Origin of the sequence: Actinoallomurus acaciae (genome assembly GCF_042429965.1) — a bacterium.
GTDB classification, from domain to species: Bacteria; Actinomycetota; Actinomycetes; order Streptosporangiales; family Streptosporangiaceae; genus Actinoallomurus; species Actinoallomurus acaciae.
Genome location: NZ_JBHLZP010000692.1, coordinates 1 through 4,348, shown reverse-complemented (window position 1 = coordinate 4,348; position 4,348 = coordinate 1). Strand labels below are relative to the sequence as shown.

Genomic DNA, 4,348 nt, shown 5'->3' with positions numbered 1-4,348 from the left:
GGCCGTCGCCCTGGGCATGGCGCCGCTCGCCCTGGGCACCGACGGGGGCGGCTCGGTGCGCATCCCGGCCGCCTTCACGGGCGTCTTCGCGCACAAGCCGACGTACGGGCGGGTGCCGCACTTCCCGGCGAGCCCGTTCGGCACGCTCGCGCACGTCGGCCCGATCACCTGGAGCGTCGCCGACGCCGAGCTGCTGCTGGAGGTCATCTCGGGGGCCGACAGCCGCGACTGGTCGGCGCTGCCGCCGGCCGTCCCGGCCGAGCCGGTCGACCTGCGGGGCCTGCGGATCGCGTTCAGCCCGGCGCTCGGGTACGCCGTGGTGGACGCGGAGGTCGCGGCGGTCGTGGAGAAGGCGGTCGCGGTCTTCACCGGCCTCGGCGCACGGGTGGAGGAGGCCGACCCGGGCTTCGCCGACCCGGTGGAGGCCTTCCACGTCCTCTGGTTCGCCGGCGCCGCCAAGTCGGTGGAGTCGCTCACGCCCGCCCGGCGCGAGCTGCTGGACCCGGGCCTGCGGGAGATCTCCGAGCAGGGCACGCGGCACTCCGCGCTCGACTACCTCACGGCGACCGCGTGCCGGATGGACCTGGGGCGCCTGATGGGCGCCTTCCACGAGGAGTACGACCTGCTGCTGACCCCGGCGATGCCGATCCCGGCGTTCGAGGCCGGCCGCGAGGTGCCGGAGGGCTGGGCGTCGCCTCGGTGGACGAGCTGGACGCCGTTCACGTACCCGTTCAACATGACCCAGCAGCCGGCGGCCACCGTGCCGTGCGGCTTCACCTCGGCCGGTCTGCCGGTGGGCCTGCAGGTCGTGGGTCCGCGCCACGCGGACGCCCGCGTCCTGGCGGCCTGCCGTGCCTTCGAGCAGGCCCGCCCCTGGCACGACCACCGCCCGGTTGTCGGCGATTCGCCCGAATGAACCATTTGTTGCCTCGCACCGCGTAAAGCTGGGCTCAACAGGTCAAGACCCCTAATATGAGGGCGCAACAGTCAGGTACGGCGGCCGAGGGGGACGACGTGGTGAACATCGCGGACCGGGCATCAGGCCCTGATCAGCCGCGCGTCCCGGACGCCGTGCCGTACTCCCCGCCCGGCGGCCCGGACGGCTTCTCGTCCGGCCGCGAGGCGAACCCCGCATCAGGGGTCGTGCGCGCCGCCGACGATTCGCCGCCCACCGTCAGCGTGCACGGAGGCATCGCCGTCAAACGCTAGGCGTGGTACGACGAGGCGGGCCGCCCTCGACGCGTACACGGTCGGGGGCTCGGAGCAAGGAGCGAAGAATGCCGGACACGTGGGTCGTCGTGGGCCTGGACAACGGGGGCACCTGCAACAACGCGACGGTGCTGGACTCGTCGGGGAAGTTCCTCGTCGACCGGCTGGTGGAGATCCCCAGCCGCGTCACCGAGGGCCCGGAGATCGCGGTCGGCGCCCTGGCCGAGGCCCTGGAGGGCGTCCTGGCCCTCACCGGCATCGAGCGGCCGCGGGTCCGCGCCGTCGGGCTGGACACTCCGGGACCGGCCAGCGCCGACGGGGTGATCTCCTCCAAGGGCGCGACGAACTTCCCCCAGCCGGCCTGGTGGGGCTTTGACGTCCGTACGGCGCTGGAGGAGCGGCTCGGCCTGCCGGTCGTCTACAACAACGACGGCAACGCCGCCGCCCTGTACGCCCACCACGCCCACTTCGGCACGGAGGCGGCGGAGCACTCCTCGATCTCGGCCATCGTCGGCACCGGCCTGGGCGGCGGCGTGATCGAGGCCGGCCAGGTCGTGCGCGGCGCCGCCGGCATGGCCGGCGAGCTGGGACACGTGCACATCCCGATGCAGGGGCTGCTGGAGGACGGACAGCCGCTGCCGATGTGCAACTGCGGGTTCGGCGCCGACGCCGAGAGCGTCGCCTCCCTGACCGGCATCGCGGCGAACCTGCTCCCGTACTGGCTGACCCGCTTCCCCGGGCACGAACTGGCCGACGTGCCGATCCTGGAGGCCGCCAAGATCGTCCGCTCCCTCGGCGAGGACGGCGACCCTCTCGCGCTGAAGATCTTCGAGCAGCAGGCGATGGCGCTGGGCCGGCTCTTCACGATCGCGGCCAACTTCACCGACCCGAGCGCGTACTTCGTCGGCGGCGGCGTGGTCGAGACGGGCCCGAAATTCCGCGAGTGGTTCCTGGACACGGTGCGCGAGAACACCGTCCTGCGGGAGGAGCAGCGGCGGGTCGCCGCGTTCGCCCTGGTCCCCGACCTCGACATGGCCGGCGCGCGCGGAGCCGCGATCGCCGCCCGCGACGCCTCCGCGCCATGAGCTCGCCGCGACCGCACGGGCCCATGCGCGTCAACCGCTCATCGGAGCTGGAGTGGAGCGGGATCCAGACGTTCATGAAGGCCCCGGTGTGCCTGACGCCGGAGGACCTGCGAGCGGGCAAGGTGGACGTCGCGGTCGGCGGCGCCCCCTGGGACGGTACGGCGTCCGGCCTCGGCGGCACGCGCCTGGGCCCCCGTGCCATCCGGCAGGGCGACTACATCTCCGGGTCGCGGTTCATCGCCCACCTCGGCGTCCGGGTGAACCCGCTGGAGCATCTCGTCCTGGCCGACTACGGCGACGCCGAGGTGCTGATCGGCGACACCGAGGGCACGTACGAGAACATCCGCGCGTTCGTCGCCGAGATCCTCCAGGGCGGCGCGATCCCCGTCATTCTCGGCGGCGACCACGGCATCACCTGGCCCGCCGCCACGGCGGTGGCCGACGCGTACGGGCACGGCAAGGTCGGCATCGTGCACTTCGACGCCCACGCGGACACCGCCCCGGACATGCAGGGCTCGCTGTACGGCCACGGCACGCCGATGCGGCGGCTGATCGAGAGTGGGGCGGTGCCCGGCCGCAACTTCGTGCAGGTGGGGTTGCGGGGGTACTGGCCCGAGCCGCCCGTCCTGGAGTGGATGGAGGCGAACGAGCTCCGCACCCACTTCATGGCCGAGATCCACCGGGACGGCTTCGCGGCGGTGCTGGAACGCGCGGTCGACGAGGCGCTGGACTCCGCCGATCATCTGTACATCTCACTCGATGTGGACGTCGCCGACCCCGCGTACGCTCCGGGCACCGGGACGCCTGAGCCCGGCGGTCTGACGAGCGCCGAGGTGCTGTGGGCGATCCGGCGCCTGGCGGCCGAGGTCGGGATGGTCGGCATGGACGTGGTGGAGGTCAGCCCGCCGTACGACGTGGGCCCGGACATCACGGCGCTGCTGGCGCGGCGCGCGGTGATGGAGGCGCTGACGGGCACGGCCATGCGGCGGATCGGCCTGACCGAACCGGACTACCTGGACCCTCGTTCGGCGGGCTCCGGCGAAAGCCGTACGTATCGGATCCCGGAGGGTCCCTGACCTGTGAGGGAAGCGTTGGGGCCGGGCGTGAAGCCCCCCGGCTTAGGAAACGTTCCGGTCAGGGAACGGATTGTGGGCGCATACGCGGCGGAGCCGGGACGCCGGGGCCTCAGGGCGCGTTTCGAAGCCCCTCCGGCCGGGACACTCCCCGCCCTCCCAGGGGGCGCGGGGCGCCGACCCCACTTCCATTGTCAAGCCACCCCACAGGCCAAAGGAAGACCGCACGCACGGCTGTGGAAAACCACGACCCGACCACTTCGAGACAGGCCCTGGGGCCATGGGACCGGGGGCCGGCGGCTCCGAGGCGGTGTCCGACTCCGGTCCGGCCCGCTCACGCGGCGGCGCGCCTCACCGGTGCCGAGGCGATCCGGCACCGGCGGACGGTACCGGCCGCCGCGCTCGGCCACGGGCCCGGTCTCACACCGGCCAGACCCCATCCTGGATCTACTTCACTTAACCGATTGACAAAGCGGGGAATCCAGCCACAACCTTAAGGGGTGAGCCATGACGTTCGCCTGACGGTGCGCCTGCACGTTGATCTTCGTCTGCAGGCCAGCGCGCTGTGCGTGCCCTCCTCGCCCCGCCGCTAGATTTCCCGCCTGGCAGGATAAGGAATTCGTCATGACCCAGCACCGGTCGCAGAACCGGGCTTCGCGCCATCTCATCGACCTGGACGCCCGCTACCGCGAGCGTCTTCACCGCGGACACGCTCTCGCCCCGGTCGAGGCGGTCCCCGCGGACGGCACGCTCCTGGACGTGGTCCCGCTCCCCGACACGGGGAAGGTCCTGATGATCGTGGCCCACGTCGTCCCCGCATCCGCCGCACCACCGGGTCCACCACCCGAGATCCCGGCCGATCGCCTCCCGGCGCCCCCGCAGGCGACGGCCGACGCCCAGCCCATCACCGACGCTCCGGCCCCGCACGAGCCGCGCGTTCCCGCCGAGGCCCGGGTCCACGCGGAGGGCGCCCCGGCGCCC

Annotated in this window: 4 protein-coding genes and 1 pseudogene; all 5 read left to right on the top strand. The window is 72.8% G+C overall.

Features of this window, described 5'->3' with window-relative positions:
- Window positions 1–916 (top strand): amidase family protein (locus tag ACFFNX_RS45145; RefSeq protein ID WP_378212451.1); only part of this gene is annotated, 916 nt, incomplete at its 5' end.
- Between the two features lie 56 nt (window positions 917–972).
- On the top strand, window positions 973–1,209 hold the full coding sequence (locus ACFFNX_RS45140; RefSeq protein ID WP_378212449.1) for a hypothetical protein: 237 nt from the start codon (window positions 973–975) through the stop codon (window positions 1,207–1,209).
- Window positions 1,210–1,277: 68 nt separating this feature from the next.
- A complete protein-coding gene (locus ACFFNX_RS45135) occupies window positions 1,278–2,294 on the top strand; it encodes an ROK family protein (protein ID WP_378212448.1) in 1,017 nt (338 codons plus the stop codon).
- Window positions 2,291–3,370, top strand: a complete 1,080-nt coding sequence (locus ACFFNX_RS45130; RefSeq protein ID WP_378212446.1) for an agmatinase family protein — start codon at window positions 2,291–2,293, stop codon at window positions 3,368–3,370. The genes ACFFNX_RS45135 and ACFFNX_RS45130 overlap by 4 nt, the downstream gene beginning before the upstream one ends.
- A gap of 621 nt (window positions 3,371–3,991) precedes the next feature.
- Window positions 3,992–4,348, top strand: a pseudogene (locus ACFFNX_RS45125) (hypothetical protein); the annotation flags it as partial.